Origin of the sequence: Bacillus sp. TH25, assembly GCF_016650935.1 — a bacterium.
Lineage (GTDB): Bacteria > Bacillota > Bacilli > Bacillales > Bacillaceae_G > Bacillus_A > Bacillus_A mycoides.
In genome coordinates this window covers 668,012-684,738 of sequence record NZ_JAEKEU010000039.1, presented here as the reverse complement: position 1 = coordinate 684,738, position 16,727 = coordinate 668,012, and the positions used below count along the sequence as shown (strand labels likewise).

Genomic DNA, 16,727 nt, shown 5'->3' with positions numbered 1-16,727 from the left:
ATCCTTATTCTTTTTTCTTATCCTTATTTTTGCTATACTTTATATAAAAAATGGATATTATTGTAAAAGGAGTGATCTATTGTGAAATCAAATAGTAAACTCAACTATACATTTCTCATTATTATATTAGTCCTCTTAATTAATTATTTATTACTTCCTATTTTTGATATAAACGTAGCAGGGCTCCTTCCACGTTTACTAAGTATCGTAACAACCTATATACTGCCATGGATTTTCCTATATTGGCTTATCCGCCTTGTGAAAGCAATTGAATCAAAATAAAAAAAGACGTGTAAACCATAATTGGTTCACACGTCTTTTTTTATTACTTACTTCGCTACTTCTTCGATAATAGCTACAACTAATTCTGCTGTTTTCGCTAATTCTTCAACAGGAATTTTTTCATTTGTTGTATGAATTTCTTCATAACCAACTGCTAAGTTAACTGTTGGGATACCATGTCCTGCGATTACGTTCGCATCACTTCCACCACCACTTTGGTGAAGAGAAGGCGTACGACCAATGTTTTCAGCTGCACGTTTCGCAACTTCTACAACGTGATCGCCAGCAGCAAACTTAAATCCTGGATACATAACGTTTACTTCAACGTCTGCATGACCACCCATTTCTTTTGCAGTTGTTTCAAATGCTTCTTTCATTTTTGCAACTTGTGCTTCCATTTTCTCATTTATTAAAGAACGAGCTTCTGCAAAGATTTGAACATGATCGCAAACGATATTTGTTTGTGTACCACCTTCAAAACGTCCAATATTTGCAGTTGTTTCAGAATCGATACGACCAAGTGGCATCTTTGCGATTGCTTTTGCTGCGATAGTAATTGCAGATACACCTTTTTCTGGTGCTACGCCAGCATGAGCTGTTTTCCCGCGAATAATCGCATTCACTTTCGCTTGTGTTGGCGCTGCAACTACAATTTCACCAACTTTTCCATCACTATCTAATGCATAACCATATTTTGCTGTAATGCGCTCGCGGTCTAACGCTTTTGCGCCAATAAGACCAGATTCTTCTCCAACTGTAATAATAAATTCAATTTTACCATGAGGAATGTTTTTCTCTTTTAAGACACGAATCGCTTCAAACATAGATGCTAATCCAGCTTTGTCATCGGCTCCTAAAATTGTAGTACCATCTGATACGATATATCCATCTTTAATAGAAGGCTTAATTCCATTACCAGGAACTACTGTATCCATATGAGAAGTGAAATAAATTGTATCAACACCGTCTTTTGTTGCTGGTAAAGTACAAATTAAGTTACCTGCACCATGACCAGTCACACCCATCGTGTCATCCTCAAATACTTCTACACCTAAAGCAGTAAATTTCTCTGTTAACACTTTGCAAATTTCTGCTTCAAATTTCGTTTCAGAATCTACTTGTACTAACTCCATAAATTCATTTACTAAACGTTCTTGATTAATCATAAGACTGCGCCTCCTGCACTACCATTATGTATGTAACAACATTAATTATAACAGAATTTCGCAAAAGTTTCGAAATACAAGACAAAAAACAGATGGTTAACACATCTAGATACCCATCTGCCTTCTATTACTCGTTTAACAATACCCAGCGCATATGATCTTCCCAGATGCCATTTACCATTAGCATTTTTCGAGATACACCTTCATATTGAAATCCTATCTTCGTCACTACTTGTATAGATGCTAAATTTCGTGGCATAATTGGTGCTTCTATACGATGTAAATGAAATTCTTCAAAGGTAACTTGAATTGCTTTTCTAAGCGCTTCTGTTGTGTAACCTTTATTCAATTCTTCCTTATCTAATTTATAACCGAGTACACAAGATTGATAAATTCCGCGAACAATTAGATTAAATGAAATACATCCAATAATTTTTGTATCATCACCCTTTTTAAAAATCCAAAGCCTGATAATCTTGCCTTCCGCGAACTCTTTTCTATCCTTTTGTAACTTTTTCTTTTGATAATCTAACGTGAAAAACCCCTCCGGTCTATACTCTTCCCACGCTTTTAAAAATTCACGATTTTTGTCGTAATATTGAAGAACTTTTTCCGCATACGACTCATCAATTTCTCTTAAATGTAAACGATTTGTCTCGTATATTTTCATCATTGTATCTCCATTCTTCAGCTTGCATAACAAAAAATTAATAATCTATCTTTTAACATATTCTCTACGTATGCTCAAATTTCCTGTAATATTTTGCACCCCCTTCCCGAATTTTGTCCTTTCTCTCCCCTTGTCCACAATTTCATTTCTCGTTACAATGAAATTGTACTGATTTGCAAGGAGGTTTAACGATGCATAAAAAAGCTCAAAAAATTATGGTTTATATAATGCTAATTTCTATGCTTGTAACAACATTACTTACTGGCGCAAGTATGTTTTGGTAAAAAGGACGATTCACTCGTCCTTTTTTTACTGCTTACACATACAAAATAGACCATCTCGAAATCGAGATAGTCTATCTTGTAATGAATATTTTATTTTATATATATTACAATTGCTACAATGCTAAAGGAAAAGGCCATTACAAGTGCTATTACAAAACTTGTATATTGTTTCTGCTGAAATGCCCCAATAACAAAAGTAAGATTGAGTAATGCCATAAATACAATCGCTACAACGTAAGAACATATATTAAAAGTTGCCAATATGAATGTAATAACAAATAGAAAACCAACACAAAACTGCATGTAAGAAATTTTTGGATTTAAATACATATGAGCAACCCCTTTACTCAATTATCTTTATATATTCTCATTAACGCATGGTTATGTACACATGTCAAGACAACTTATAATAAAAGAAAAAGCCAACCGTTTCGTTGACCTTTCCAAATACTATGGCCCCTTTTTCCTTCGCCAATTGCTGAAATGTTTTTTTCGATTTCACAATCGATACTTTCGTTCCAATTGGAATACGATCAAACAAATATTCCACATCATGTTTCTTCATTCTTATACATCCTTGCGAAATATATTTTCCAATTGAACTAGGCTGGTTTGTCCCGTGTATCCCATACTTACTTCCATCCGTTCCTCTTGCATTAAATCCCATCCACCTCGATCCAAGTGGATTTTTTGGAGAGCCCCCAGGAATATCCTTCGCAATATAATAGGGATCCTTCGCCTTCAATACAATGTCAAAGGTTCCTTCTGGGGTTAATTCATTTGTTTTCCCTGTCGCTACTGGAAAAACCTTTTGGATCTTCCCATCATCGATGTAAGCTAGTTTATTCGTTGCTTTATTTACAATTATAAAAGGATCTCCAGCACGTGGGTTATCACCAAGAGGCCAGATCGGTGATAGAGAAAGACATAATACTAAAGAAAGAAGATACGGCATATATAGTTCCTACCTTCTAAATAAGTTCTTTTATATTATCCTTTCCCTTAAAACGACTTTTAATGAGTAAATATTGCTCCATCTCATAAACAAGTTGAACAAGTTTTGCACGTATTTCAAATTCTTCTCGCGAGACTGGTAAAGGCATTTCTCTAAATACTTCTCGCATTTCTTGAAGTTGTCTTAACGAAATGACCCCTGTACTTTCAGGTCGAATAGAATTCCCTATATTTTCAATTACGTCTGCAATCATATCAGCTTGTTCATACGTCCAAGATAGTGATGCAGCTAATGGTATCATGCGCTCCAAAATTTCAAATTGTTGCATACGCATATCAAAATACCGATAATAATAGTCATCTTCACGCATAAATTCATTCTCAAGTTTTTTAAATGATAAATCTTTCGCTTCTTTCAGCATCATTTCTGTTTCAATTAATTCGGCCCCACTCCAACTACTATCTCGATTCCGTAAATAAACGACCATTTCAAACAAAATCGTTCTGAAATACTCTTCTATTTTTCCTTGATACTCTTTCAGTTTATTCTCACTGCTTGGCATGTACATGTTTACTAATAAAGCGACACTAATTCCAATCGTTAATATAGCAATTTCATTACCAACTATAGACCATGTAATTTGCTTTAATGAATACAGATGCATAACGATAACCGAACTCGTGACAATCCCTTCTTGAATTTTGCACATAACTGCAGTTGGAATAAAGGTAAGCAGTAATACGCTAATCGCAAGTGGTGTATAACCAATCGTTTCAAAAATACAAAACGCAAATACCATCGATAATACACAAGCTAAAAAACGGTGCAACGATACTTGAACGGATTTTCGTTTCGTATTTTGCACACATAAAATGACTAAAATACCAGCTGAACTATAAAATTCTAATCCTAATAACTGAGCAATAAAAACTGCCGCTCCCGTTCCAAGCGCTGTTTTCACTGTTCTATATCCAATTTTAAACATATCATTACTCCTATATGTATAAATGTATTTAAAAATAGTATAAAAAAAGGATGACGCAATGTCATCCTTTTCTACCTATTATTCACGTACCCTTCACATATTACAATATCTTTTGCAAAAATTCTTTTGCACGGTCACTTTTTGGTGCTGTAAAAAACTCTTCCGGATTACTATCTTCTACGAGCTTTCCACCATCTAAAAAGAGAACACGGTCTGCTACTTCTTTTGCAAATCCCATTTCATGTGTAACGATTGCCATCGTCATTCCTGTCGTAACTAATGATTTCATAACTTCTAACACTTCTTTCACCATTTCTGGATCTAGCGCAGAGGTCGGTTCATCAAATAACATAACTTCCGGTTCCATCGCTAACGCTCTTGCAATTGCTACACGTTGCTTTTGTCCTCCTGAAAGACGATTTGGATATGCATCTTTCTTATCTAATAACCCCACTTTTTCTAGAAGTTTCTCAGCTTTTTTTTCAGCTTCTTGCTTCGTTACTTCTTTTACATTGATAGGAGCATACGTAATATTTTCTAATACAGTCATATGAGGGAATAAGTGAAAATGTTGAAATACCATTCCGACATTTTCACGAACGTGCATAATATTTGTTTTCGGATTCGTTACTTCTTCCGTTCCAATCCAAATGTGACCATCTGTCGGCGCTTCTAATACATTCATACAGCGTAAAAACGTTGACTTTCCAGATCCAGACGGTCCAATAATTGCAACAACCTCTCCTTTCTCAATCGTTGTTGTAATTCCTTTTAATACTTCATTTTTCCCAAATGATTTATGAAGGTTGTCAATTTTAATCACTTTTCTTCATTCTCCCTTCAATGGCTTTCCCGACTAATGTAAGAATAATTACTAATATATAATAAATAAGTCCAACAAAAAGTAATGGCTCAAGATATTTAAATGTTTCACCACCTACAATATAAGCACGGCGCATTAAATCAGTCGCTCCTATTACGGTTACTACAGCCGACTCTTTCGTAAGTGTCGCAAACTCATTCACAAGTGCTGGTAATATATTTTTTAAAGCTTGAGGAAAAATAATATTTCTCATCATTTTACTGTACGGAATACCTAAAGCCATTGCTGCTTCTGTTTGTCCTTTATCGACTGCTTGAATGCCGGCACGAATTACTTCTGACATATATGCACCTGAATTTAAGCTAAATGCAAGTACAGCTGCTAAAAAGGCTGGTATCTCATAACCCATCATTTGCGGAACACCGAAATAAATAATCATTAATTGTAATACTAGCGGTGTGCCACGAAATATTGACGTATAAATATCTGCTGCAATATTTAATACTCGTATTCTAGCAATTTTGCAAAGTGCTAATAACGTTCCTAAAATAAATCCTACCACAGCTGATGCAGCTACAATTTTCAATGTAACTTCTAATCCCTTTAATATATATGGTATTGAAGGCGTAATTGCCGAAAAATCTAGATTCATCCTTTTCATTCCCCTCACAGAAAAGTGAAAGGCAGCTTATTTTCCGCTGCCAAACCATTTCTTCACTAATTTATCCATTTCTCCATTTTCTTGCATTTTCTTAATTACTTTATTAAATTCTTCTGTTTTATCACTATTTTTCGGAAGAGCAATTGCTGCACCTACTTCTTCTGGTGCTTCTTGAATTTCAATTCCTTGTAGTTCTTTCATTTTTTCTAAATATTTTTTTGCAACTGTGTCTTCTATAATTGCAGCGTCAAAACGACCAGCTTTAATTTCTTGTACGATTTCTGGTATACGGTCACGTCCCTCAGCTTTGAAATCAACTTGTTTCTGAAATTCTTTTGCCTTTTCTTCTTGAATTGACCCTGTTTGTACCCCTACTTTTTTCCCTTTTAAATCTTCTAACGATTTAATATTAGAGCCCTTTTTTGAAACGATCATATTTTTAGCAACAAAATAAATATCTGTGAAATCAGCATTATTTTTACGCTCTGCAGTTGGCGTCATACCTGCCATAACGAAATCAACTTTTCCTGAGCTAAGAGATGCTAATAATCCGCCAAAATCCATATCTTTCACTTTTACTTCATACCCAAGTTCTTTTCCGATATATTTTGCAATATCAACATCAAAGCCGATAATTTCATCACTTTTTGAAGCTTCCACGTATTCATACGGTTTATAGTCTGCTGAAGTCCCCATAACGAGTACTTTTTTATTTTCGCCATTCGCCTTTTCTTCCCCATTACTACAAGCACTGAACATACTTACAATTAAAATAAGTGCAAATGATATTGATAATAACTTCTTCATCTTTCTTCCCCTAATAATGTATATTTAAAAGTTTAATAGAATATTTATTCGATGTTTGTATTGTATCAGTACTTTCATTTTTATGCAATATTTAAAATAAAAATAAATACAAAAACAGCATTAAAGCTGTTGTTAATGCATAAAAACATGCATAAAATAACAACTTCTGCATGTTTAATTATTTTAAAAACTAAATAAAAAAGGCGGTACACCCACTTGATCGTGGACATACCGCCTTTTTCTCTTCCTTATAGTTCTTCGCAATTATCTTCGAAATAAGATTGTAGTTTTGCAATTACTTGCATTGGTTCATGACCTTCAATTTCATGACGTTCTACCATCGTTACAATTTTTCCATCTTTCAATAACGCAAATGATGGAGATGAAGGTGGATATCCTTCAAAATATTCACGAGCTCTTGCTGTTGCTTCTTTATCTTGACCCGCAAATACCGTTACAAGGTGGTTAGGGCGTTTATCATAATGTACGGAATGTGCAGCAGCAGGACGAGCAATGCCACCTGCACAACCACATACAGAGTTTACCATTACAAGTGTTGTACCATTTCTTTTAAATGCTTCTTCGACTGCTTCTGGTGTCGTCAATTCTGTATATCCCGCAGAGACAATCTCTTCACGCGCTTGACGGACAACATCATTCATAAAAAAGTTAAAGTTAATCAATCTTTTCCCTCCTCTAATTCTACCTATTTGTATCTTACCAGTTAATGTTTAGAGAATACAAGTAAGTTTACTTGTATTTCAGCATAGAAAAGGTGTTAGAGCCCTGCTCTAACACCTTTTCTTTAATGACCACGATGTTTTTGCTTTGCTTTTTGTACTTTTATAAAACGTTTTCTCTGCTTTTCAGCTTCCCGTTTCTCCTTAGATTGCACTTTCTGTTCTTGTTTATGCAGTTCATAAGATAAACTAATTGCTTCTTGTGCCTTAGTAAAACGTTTTACATTTACTTCTTTTGCCGCTTGTCGTATGATACGCTTTATATTTTTGGGACGCTGTTTTTCTTTAACTTCCACACCGCATTTTGCAAAGTACTGGAAATATGCTAACATCGGACCATTCACAAATATAAGTACTTCCTCGTCTGAAGGTTCCATCCCAAAAATATACCTCGCTCCATACAATTTCTCTTTTTCTTTATGCGTAATAATTCCTACAAAAAATTGACCATCGTGATATACTGTCAAATCCATTGACAGCCCCTCCTTTTAAAAAATTAGAAATACAGGACATCCCGGAGGGGAAGGTTACTGACATGAAATCATGTGTCTGGACTACCGACCAGAACTGTGTTTTTGTATTTCTTCCAATATTATTATATATTTTTTTCCATAATTTTCATATATTCAACGATCATTTTTTTATGCGATCCTACAATATAATCAGGTAGCTCTGTTACCGGGAAGAATTTAAGCTGAACCGCTTCTTCTTTATTCATAACAAAATTCCCTTCGTATTCATCGGTATAATAGGCTGTCGTTACGGATTGAAACTCATCACCGTTTGTTAATTTTGAAAAATAGTTCGCTCCAGAAAATACATTGATTAATCGGAGGTTCTTTACTTCTATTCCTGTCTCTTCATATACTTCACGGTAAGCTGTTTCTTCTGGTGATTCACCAAGCTCCATTAGCCCGCCAGGCAACCCCCATTTTCCGTACGGCTCTGTTCTTTGCTGTAATAATACATATCCACTTTCATTTATAACGAGTACAACAGCACCAACTAAAATTAAAGGGCGATGGCCAACTACTTTTCGTAATTCCTCTACATATCCCATGGAAACACCTCCCATTTTTTCGTTGTCCACACTATTGTATCATATGTATGAAACGACAAAATGCGTATATTTTTCATTTTTTTAACAAAACATTTATTTTATGCGCTTCATCTACTGTAGCTAACATAATGGATTCGATTTCTGCACTCTTCTCTAAACACTCTTTCGCCCACTCTTCTGTTTTTCCTACTAAAGCTAGAACATCTTGCTGAATCCTCCCATCCTTTACTAATACAAAAGAAACTGGAGATCTTCTTCCCGCCACTTTCAGATCAAGCCGCGAAACTGCTTCATATTCTGGATACTGAAATATAGAAACAACACCATTCGCTTCCCACAATGCTAATTTAATCGTTTGAATATCGCTCACATTTCGCATACGAATTTCCGAAAATAAATATTCCACCGTAATTCTCGCTTTTTTCAAATTGCTAAAATCAATGGAACCATTGTGTATAAGAATAATAGGTGCTGGCTCTAAAAAGCGTCTCCATCTATCCCATTTCAACATTAAGACTGAGCTTATAATGTGAAGTACAACGAGTATGAACGTTGTAATCATCGAGCCGAGTAACCCCACTTTTTCATCAGATAATGCGTTAGAAATATTCCCACCAAGCAATAATACTAATACGACATCTAAAAAACGAAGTTGTGCGATGGACCTTTGTCCCATCGCTTTCGCAACTAATATTAAAAATATGTATGCTATGATAGCTCGAATAACCCATTCACTATTAGATAGATGCCGTGCTCCTTCAAAAATATGCATATGCATCACTTTGCACTCCTTACCCGTCTCAAACTGCTATTCTGTCTTAGTTTGCAACGTTTAAGGGCATATATGTAAAAAAGCTAGTTCGTTTTTACACGAACTAGCTTTTTTACTTAACTGAAAACATATATTTTTTATACGTTTTCCGTACCGATAATATGAGTCCCATCATAATCATATTCGAGAATAAGGAACTTCCCCCATATGATAAGAAAGGTAATGCGATACCTTTTACAGGCATTAATCCAACGATCATACCAATATTTTGGAATATTTGAACCGTTAGTATTCCTATAGATCCAGCACATAATAATGTACCAAATAAATTATCAGCAGAATAACCGATAATAATTGTTCGATATAGTAGTAACAGGAACAAGAACACAACTAACGCCGCTACTATAAATCCACCTTCTTCGGCAATTGTAGCGAAAATAAAGTCAGTGTGTTTTTCTGGAATATAGACGTTCCCTTCACCAAATCCTTTCCCTTCCATACCTCCACTACCTACAGCTAAAATCGATTGCTGTGTTTGATAGCCTTGATCTGTATGTTCAAATGGATCTAACCAACCTAAAATTCGTGATTGTTGGTGAGGTTTTAGTAAAGTAACTAAATTATTAAAGAAGAAATCCTCATACCTTACGTAAATAAATATTAACGCAGATACTATGGTCACCGGAATAATTGTACATAACGCTATCAATTTCTTCTGAATACCTGACATAAATAAAATACATGCAATTGCAGCAGCATATAAGAACACCATACCTGTATCCGGTTGGCTATATACAACAGCCGTAGGAGGAATAGCTACTAACATTACCTTTCCTATTAATATTAGGTCTGTTTTAAATGTTCGAACCATATACTGTGCATTATGCTTTACTGCTAAATTTGCTACTAACATAACCAGTGCAATTTTGAAAAACTCCGACGGTTGAATAGATCCAATTACCGGAAACCTAAACCATCTTTTCGCCCCAAGTATTTCAGGTGTAAAGTTTGAAACTGGTAATATCTTCAACAAAATAATCGAAGCAAATGTAGCAATATACAATGGCCAAGATAGTTTTTGTAGCTGATCTGAATCAACACTTGCAACAAGAAGTAACATTACAATCCCAATTATGTAGTTAACACCTTGTTTCAGAGCAAAATTCTCAGCACCATATTGTCCAGTTTGCTGACTGCTATATATAGCCGTTATACTTGTAACACATAATGCACACAAAATTAAAATTAATTTTACATCTAAACTTTTTAAAAACTCGGTACTTCTTTTCATGACATCCTCCTGAAACATTGTTACAGCAAAATAAAAAACCAGGAGTCAACATTCTTCATGTTTTGACGACTGATTACACATTATCTATAAAACACTTATATAGAATAACTCTCTTTTTCATACAATACAATATATTATACTACAGTTTCGTCAGTAAGATTTGCCAAAAAAATTATTCTTTTCTTATTTTATATCTATATACCATATATCAGCAATGTATTTTCGTGAATTTCTAATACATACTCGTTCATTGTAAGATTGCCGGGAAAAGTGTTGTACATATAGTAGGATGCAAATGAAGAAATAAGATGATAAAAAGCTCGCATAAGCGAGCTTTTTATTAATATACAGATGTATTATTTTCTGACGTATTTTCTAGAATTTCTTTTACACGTCCTAAGAACTTACCACAAATTAGGCCATCTAGTACACGGTGGTCAAGTGATAAACATAAGTTAACCATGTCGCGAGCACCGAACATACCGTTATCCATAATTACTGGGCGTTTTACAATTGATTCAACTTGTAAAATAGCCGCTTGTGGGTAATTAATAATACCCATAGATTGAACAGAACCGAATGATCCTGTGTTATTAATTGTAAATGTTCCGCCTTGCATTTCGTCCGCTTTTAACGATTTCGTACGTACTTTTCCTGCAAGCTCTGTAATTTCACGAGCGATACCTTTAATCGTCTTCTCATCCGCGTGTTTAATTACTGGTACAAATAGTTCGTCCTCTGTTGCAACAGCGATAGAAAGGTTAATATCTTTCTTCTGAACGATCTTATCGCCAGCCCACATTGAATTGATTTGAGGATACTCTTTTAACGCTTGCGCTACTGCTTTTACGAAGAAAGCAAAGAACGTTAAATTAAAGCCTTCGCGCTTTTTGAAATCACCTTTAATTGAATTACGGTATGACACAAGGTTTGTCACATCTACTTCAATCATCATCCAAGCATGTGGCGCTTCGTGTTTACTACGTAACATGTTCGCTGCAATTGCTTTACGCACACCTGTTACTGGAATTTCGATATCGCCAGGCATTGTTGGTACAGAAACTGGTTTTGCAGCTTCTACTTTTTGTGCTACTGGCGCTGCTTTTGGTGCTTCTGGACGCGCTTCTACTACTGCTGCTACCGCTTCCTCTTTCTTCGCACCTGCTTGCGGAATATTTCCAGATTCCACTAGCTTTAAAATATCTTTACGAGTGATACGGCCATTTGCTCCCGTACCTTCTACTAAATCTAAATCAACATTATGCTCACCTGCAAGTTTTAAAACAGCTGGTGAAAAACGTGGTTTTCCATCAGTTGGTTGTTTTGCTTTCGGTGCTTTTTCAGGCGTAGCTACTTCTGCCTTTGGTTCTTCTTTTGTTTTTTCCTCAACAGCTGTCGCTGCTACTTCATCTGCGCCTTCTACTTGAATAACACAAACTACTTCACCTACAGCTAACGTCTCACCTTCACCAGCGATTAATTCTTTCACAATACCAGTGAAAGAAGATGGCACTTCAGCATTTACTTTATCAGTCATTACTTCTGCAAGCGGATCATACTTGTTTACGTGATCGCCAACATTAACGAGCCATTTACTAATTGTACCCTCTGTAACGCTCTCCCCGAGCTGAGGCATTGTGATATTTTCTACAGCCATGTATAGTCCCCCCGATTAAAATTCCGCAAGTTCACGCATTGCTTTTTCAACTTTATCTGGATTTACCATAAAGAATTTTTCCATTGTTGGTGCATATGGCATTGCTGGAACATCTGGACCTGCAAGACGTGCGATTGGCGCATCTAAATCAAACAGACAGTTTTCAGCAATAATTGCTGCCACTTCACTTATAATACTTCCTTCTTTATTGTCTTCTGTTACAAGAAGAACTTTACCTGTTTTAGAAGCCGCTTCAATAATTGCTTCTTTATCTAACGGATATACCGTTCTTAAATCAAGAATGTGTGCAGAGATTCCATCTTGTGCTAACTTTTCAGCTGCTTGAAGAGCAAAGTGAACACATAATCCGTAAGTGATAACAGTAATATCATCACCTTCGCGTTTTACATCTGCTTTTCCGATTGGTAATACATAGTCATCTTCTGGCACTTCACCTTTAATTAAGCGATATGCACGCTTATGCTCAAAGAATAATACTGGATCTTCATCACGAATTGCAGCTTTTAATAAGCCTTTTGCATCATATGGTGTAGAAGGGATAACAATTTTTAAACCTGGTTGGTTTGCAAACATCGCTTCTACAGATTGTGAATGATACAATGCACCGTGAACACCCCCGCCGAATGGCGCACGAATTGTAACTGGACAAGTCCAATCGTTGTTAGAACGATAACGAATTTTTGCTGCCTCAGAAACAATTTGGTTTACTGCTGGCATGATGAAATCAGCAAACTGCATTTCAGCGATTGGACGCATACCATACATTGCCGCACCAATTGCTACCCCAGCAATTGCAGATTCTGCAAGCGGTGCATCAAGCGCACGATCTTCACCAAATTGATCATACAAACCGTGTGTCGCTTTAAACACGCCACCTTTTTTACCAACATCTTCTCCTAAAACGAATACTTTCTCATCGCGTTCCATTTCTTCGCGCATTGCTAATGTAATAGCATCAATATAAGACATTACAGCCATGAAACGTTCCCCCCTATTCTGCGTATACGTGCTTCAATGCATCTTCAGGTGCTGCATACGGAGCATTTTCTGCATATTCTGTTGCTTCATTTACGATATGCATAATTTCGTCTAGCATTTGTTTTTCAAATTCCTCAGTTAACACACCAACTTCTTTTAAATAAGCTGCAAATGTTATAATTGAATCTTTTTTCTTCGCTTCTTCTACCTCTTCTTTATCACGATAAACACGATCATCGTCGTCACTAGAATGTGCTGTTAAACGATATGATACTGCTTCAATTAAAGTCGGACCTTCACCACGACGACCGCGGTCTGCTGCTTCTTTTACAGCTTTATATACTGCAAGCGGATCGTTTCCGTCTATTGTATATCCAGGCATGCCGTAACCAATTGCACGATCTGATACGTTTTTACATGCTAATTGTTTTTCAACTGGAATAGATATTGCATATTTGTTATTTTCACACATGAAAATAACAGGTAGTTTGTGTACACCAGCAAAGTTTGCTCCTTCATGGAAGTCACCTTGGTTTGAAGAGCCTTCTCCGAATGTAACGAACGTTACTAAATCTTTCTTCTCCATTTTTCCAGCTAGTGCAATACCAACTGCATGTGGTACTTGCGTTGTTACTGGTGATGATCCTGTAACAATACGATTTTTCTTTTGACCGAAGTGACCAGGCATTTGACGACCACCAGAGTTTGGATCTCCAGCTTTTGCGAAAGCAGACAACATAAGCTCTTTAGCTGTCATACCAAACGCTAGTACAACACCCATATCACGGTAGTATGGTAATGCATAATCTTTCTCTCTATCAAGAGCGAACGCCGCTCCAACTTGTGCAGCCTCTTGTCCTTGACAAGAAATTACGAATGGAATTTTACCTGCACGGTTTAATAACCACATACGTTCGTCAATTTTACGTGCAAGTAACATCGTACGGAACATTTCTAATACTTGCTCATCACTTAAGCCAAGCTCTTCATGGCGCTTTTCTTTTACTTCTGCCATTTTTCATAACCTCCTAAATCCACATTTTTATGCGTGTAACGCTCTTCCATCTACAGCAAGTGCAGCTTCACCAATCGCCTCAGATAATGATGGATGCGGATGAATTGTATGTGCTACTTCCCAAGGTGTTGCATCAAGTACTCTTGCAAGACCAGCTTCAGAAATCATATCTGTTACATGTGGTCCGATCATATGAACACCGAGAATGTCATTTGTTTCTTCATCAACTACAAGTTTTACAAAACCGTCTGATTCTCCGTATACAAGTGCCTTTCCGATTGCACGGAATGAGAACTTACCTACTTTTAACTTATAGCCTTTTTCTTTTGCTTCTTGTTCTGTTAAGCCGACAGAAGCAACTTCTGGACTACTATATACGCATTTTGATACCATAGAATAATCAATTGGTGCAACTTCTTTACCAGCGATATGTTCTACTGCAACAATTCCTTCATGAGAAGCAACGTGAGCAAGTTGCAAGCCACCGATTACATCTCCAATTGCGTAAATATGAGATTCCTTCGTTTGATAAAACTCATTTGTTTGAATGTATCCTTTTTCCACAACAATATCTGTGTTCTCTAAGCCCATATTTTGCGTATTCGCTTGTCTTCCTACAGATACAAGCATTTTTTCTGCTTTAAATGCTTTGTTCTCACCGTTATGTTCAGCTTGAATTGTTACTCCATTATCTTTTACCAATGTTTCTGGTAATACTTTTGCACCAGTTACCACTTTAATACCTTTTTTCTTGAATAGACGTTGCATTTCTTTTGAAACGTCATTATCTTCTAGTGGTAATATGTTTTTCGCATATTCTAATACAGTAACTTCTACACCGAAGTCAGCAAGCATAGATGCCCACTCAATACCAATTACACCGCCACCAACGATAATGATTGAGCTAGGAAGCGTTTCCATTTTTAGGGCATGATCCGAAGACATTACATACTCTCCGTCTAACTCTAATCCTGGTAATGAATTTGGACGAGAACCTGTTGCAACAAGTACATTTTTTGGAATTAACATTTCATTCTCTTCTCCACTTGCAAGTTCAACTGAAATTGTACCTGGCATTGGAGAGAAAATAGATGGGCCAAGAATACGGCCAATACCTTCAAACACATCAATTTTACCTTGTTTCATTAAATGCTGAACGCCTTTATGAAGCTGCGTTACAATCTTCTCTTTACGCTCTTGTACTTTAGCAAAGTTTAGTTCTACATTACTTGCAATAACTCCGAACTCTTCTCCTTTTTTAGCAGTTGCGTATACTTCCGCACTACGTAAAAGAGCTTTACTAGGAATACATCCTTTGTGTAAACAAGTACCACCAAGATTTTCTTTTTCAACAAGTGCAGTTTTTAACCCTAGTTGTGATGCACGAATAGCAGCAACATATCCACCAGTACCGCCGCCAACGATGACTAAATCATATTCTCTTGCCATTATCTCAACCCCTAGCTACTGTTTGTTTTTCTCGTACAATATATTCTTTTGGAGCTTCTTCTTCACGTAATACACGAAGTGCTCCTTCTGCTAACGCTTGTAATTCATCTTCTCCTGGATGTACGATAACATCTGCAATCCAGTGAACACGTTCTTTTATTTCATCGACAAGAATTTTACTGTACGCAAGTCCACCAGTTAATACGATTGCATCGATTTTCCCGTGAAGTACAGCACTAGCTCCGCCAATCTCTTTTGCAACTTGATACGCCATTGCTTTATAAATAAGAGTTGCTTCAGGATCACCTTTTTCAACCATTTGTTCTACTTTAATTGCATCGTTTGTACCGATAAGACTTACAAGTCCACCTTGTCCGACAAGTTTTTTAACCATTTCGTCTCGGTAATACTCACCAGAAAAACACATTTCAACTAATTGTCCTACTGGTACTGTACCAGCACGCTCTGGACTAAATGGTCCTTCTCCGTTTAAGCCATTATTCACATCGATAACTTTTCCTTTTTTATGAGCACCAACTGTAATACCGCCGCCCATATGTGTAACTAATAAATTTAAATCCTCATATTTGTGATTTAATTCATCTGCTACTTTACGAGCAACCGCTTTTTGGTTTAATGCATGGAAAATACTTTTACGTTCCATACCAGCAATACCGCTAATACGAGCAATTGGCTCCATTTCATCTACAACGACAGGATCCACAATGAATGCAGGAATGTTTAATCCAGAAGCAATTTCATATGCTAAAATGCCTCCAAGGTTTGAAGCGTGATGACCGCTAAACCCATTTTTTAAATCTTCTAACATCGCATCGTTTACTGTATACGTACCGCCTTCGATTGGACGAAGTAATCCACCACGCCCACAAACAGCGTTTAATTTTGAAATGTTAATACCATGAGAATGTAGAACTTCTAAAATCGTTTCTTTACGAAACTCATATTGGTCGATAATTCGCTTATATTTTCCAATCTGTTCTACGTCATGACGAATAGTTTCTTCTAGAACGGGTCTTTCATTATCAAAAACACCAATCTTTGTGGATGTACTACCTGGGTTAATAACAAGAATTCGATTTACAGACAATGT

Annotated in this window: 20 protein-coding genes; 2 read left to right on the top strand and 18 right to left on the bottom strand. The window is 36.3% G+C overall.

The features are described from left to right. Positions 1-81 precede the first annotated feature (81 nt). Complete coding sequence (locus tag JFT89_RS27480; protein WP_002138267.1) at positions 82-282, top strand: hypothetical protein; 201 nt, start codon at positions 82-84, stop codon at positions 280-282. A gap of 47 nt (positions 283-329) precedes the next feature. On the opposite strand, the gene JFT89_RS27475 is transcribed toward JFT89_RS27480, so the two are convergent. Both JFT89_RS27475 and JFT89_RS27470 read right to left on the bottom strand, forming a co-directional pair. Next, positions 330-1,448, bottom strand: a complete 1,119-nt coding sequence (locus tag JFT89_RS27475; RefSeq protein WP_002015107.1) for a tripeptidase T — start codon at positions 1,446-1,448, stop codon at positions 330-332. A 127-nt stretch (positions 1,449-1,575) separates the two neighbouring features. Further along, on the bottom strand, positions 1,576-2,121 hold the full coding sequence (locus JFT89_RS27470; RefSeq protein ID WP_002067077.1) for a GNAT family N-acetyltransferase: 546 nt from the start codon (positions 2,119-2,121) through the stop codon (positions 1,576-1,578). 188 nt (positions 2,122-2,309) lie between these two features. Between JFT89_RS27470 and prli42 the strand changes: the two genes are divergently transcribed. Continuing rightward, positions 2,310-2,402, top strand: coding sequence for a stressosome-associated protein Prli42 (prli42, locus tag JFT89_RS27465; RefSeq protein WP_000549036.1), 93 nt, complete (start codon positions 2,310-2,312; stop codon positions 2,400-2,402). Between the two features lie 90 nt (positions 2,403-2,492). Here the strand turns inward: prli42 and JFT89_RS27460 are convergent, their stop codons facing one another. The 16 genes from JFT89_RS27460 to buk form a co-directional block, all read right to left on the bottom strand. Next, complete coding sequence (locus tag JFT89_RS27460; protein WP_002088543.1) at positions 2,493-2,732, bottom strand: DUF3894 domain-containing protein; 240 nt, start codon at positions 2,730-2,732, stop codon at positions 2,493-2,495. Between the two features lie 64 nt (positions 2,733-2,796). Beyond that, the gene (locus JFT89_RS27455; RefSeq protein ID WP_002067076.1) at positions 2,797-3,357 is read right to left on the bottom strand and encodes a L,D-transpeptidase; all 561 of its coding nucleotides are present in this window, start codon (positions 3,355-3,357) and stop codon (positions 2,797-2,799) included. 16 nt (positions 3,358-3,373) lie between these two features. Further along, the gene (locus tag JFT89_RS27450) at positions 3,374-4,342 is read right to left on the bottom strand and encodes an aromatic acid exporter family protein (RefSeq protein ID WP_002067075.1); all 969 of its coding nucleotides are present in this window, start codon (positions 4,340-4,342) and stop codon (positions 3,374-3,376) included. Positions 4,343-4,442: 100 nt separating this feature from the next. Next, entirely contained in the window at positions 4,443-5,165 is a 723-nt protein-coding gene (locus tag JFT89_RS27445) for an amino acid ABC transporter ATP-binding protein (RefSeq protein ID WP_002088545.1), read from the bottom strand. Further along, positions 5,158-5,817, bottom strand: a complete 660-nt coding sequence (locus JFT89_RS27440; protein WP_002067073.1) for an amino acid ABC transporter permease — start codon at positions 5,815-5,817, stop codon at positions 5,158-5,160. Before JFT89_RS27440 ends, JFT89_RS27445 begins: the two co-directional genes overlap by 8 nt. A 36-nt stretch (positions 5,818-5,853) precedes the next feature. Next, positions 5,854-6,633, bottom strand: coding sequence for a transporter substrate-binding domain-containing protein (locus JFT89_RS27435; protein ID WP_002067072.1), 780 nt, complete (start codon positions 6,631-6,633; stop codon positions 5,854-5,856). A gap of 248 nt (positions 6,634-6,881) precedes the next feature. After that, complete coding sequence (locus JFT89_RS27430; protein ID WP_002015097.1) at positions 6,882-7,295, bottom strand: BrxA/BrxB family bacilliredoxin; 414 nt, start codon at positions 7,293-7,295, stop codon at positions 6,882-6,884. 143 nt (positions 7,296-7,438) lie between these two features. Further along, positions 7,439-7,846, bottom strand: a complete 408-nt coding sequence (locus JFT89_RS27425; RefSeq protein WP_002067071.1) for a YjdF family protein — start codon at positions 7,844-7,846, stop codon at positions 7,439-7,441. A gap of 122 nt (positions 7,847-7,968) precedes the next feature. After that, positions 7,969-8,433: an NUDIX hydrolase gene (locus JFT89_RS27420; protein ID WP_002138271.1), complete on the bottom strand. Its 465-nt coding sequence runs from the start codon at positions 8,431-8,433 to the stop codon at positions 7,969-7,971. Positions 8,434-8,506: 73 nt separating this feature from the next. Then, positions 8,507-9,211: a DUF421 domain-containing protein gene (locus JFT89_RS27415; protein ID WP_002067069.1), complete on the bottom strand. Its 705-nt coding sequence runs from the start codon at positions 9,209-9,211 to the stop codon at positions 8,507-8,509. A gap of 106 nt (positions 9,212-9,317) precedes the next feature. Continuing rightward, positions 9,318-10,496, bottom strand: a complete 1,179-nt coding sequence (locus tag JFT89_RS27410) for an FtsW/RodA/SpoVE family cell cycle protein (protein WP_002138272.1) — start codon at positions 10,494-10,496, stop codon at positions 9,318-9,320. Between the two features lie 340 nt (positions 10,497-10,836). Beyond that, positions 10,837-12,153, bottom strand: coding sequence for a dihydrolipoamide acetyltransferase family protein (locus JFT89_RS27405; protein WP_000257676.1), 1,317 nt, complete (start codon positions 12,151-12,153; stop codon positions 10,837-10,839). A gap of 15 nt (positions 12,154-12,168) precedes the next feature. Beyond that, positions 12,169-13,152: a 3-methyl-2-oxobutanoate dehydrogenase subunit beta gene (gene bfmBAB, locus JFT89_RS27400; protein ID WP_000290070.1), complete on the bottom strand. Its 984-nt coding sequence runs from the start codon at positions 13,150-13,152 to the stop codon at positions 12,169-12,171. Positions 13,153-13,165: 13 nt separating this feature from the next. After that, on the bottom strand, positions 13,166-14,167 hold the full coding sequence (gene bfmBAA, locus JFT89_RS27395) for a 3-methyl-2-oxobutanoate dehydrogenase subunit alpha (protein ID WP_002033961.1): 1,002 nt from the start codon (positions 14,165-14,167) through the stop codon (positions 13,166-13,168). A gap of 27 nt (positions 14,168-14,194) precedes the next feature. Further along, complete coding sequence (gene lpdA / locus JFT89_RS27390; protein ID WP_002015090.1) at positions 14,195-15,616, bottom strand: dihydrolipoyl dehydrogenase; 1,422 nt, start codon at positions 15,614-15,616, stop codon at positions 14,195-14,197. A gap of 4 nt (positions 15,617-15,620) precedes the next feature. Next, positions 15,621-16,724, bottom strand: coding sequence for a butyrate kinase (buk, locus tag JFT89_RS27385; protein ID WP_002088555.1), 1,104 nt, complete (start codon positions 16,722-16,724; stop codon positions 15,621-15,623). Between the last annotated feature and the right edge of the window lie 3 nt (positions 16,725-16,727).